This is a genomic window from Methylobacterium sp. D54C (genome assembly GCF_053345595.1).
The window spans coordinates 1-253 of record NZ_JBKFAK010000298.1; the positions used below are offsets into that span (position 1 = coordinate 1).

At 65.6% G+C, this 253-nt stretch carries 1 pseudogene; it reads right to left on the minus strand.

The annotated features are described in order from the left end of the window. Positions 1-125: 125 nt before the first annotated feature. Positions 126-253: pseudogene (locus ACLBYB_RS33615) on the minus strand (IS3 family transposase); the annotation flags it as partial.

Consider the following 253-nt stretch of genomic DNA (forward strand, 5'->3'; position numbering starts at 1 on the left):
GCCCGTTACATCGATGGCTTCTACAATCCCTGCCGCCGTCACTCGGCGCTGGGCTTCAAAAGCCCCACTGAGTTCGAGAGGGGCATCGCCCACCAAACCGCTCTCCACTGAACTGAAGCAAGTCCAGTCAGCCCATCCTCGTCGGCCGGCACCGTCGGCACATAGCGCTGCGTGCCGCGGTGCTGACCGACGAGCCGGCAGGCGTGACGTTCCGAGAGGCCGTACTTCTCCCGGATCCCGTCGACCGCCTGCC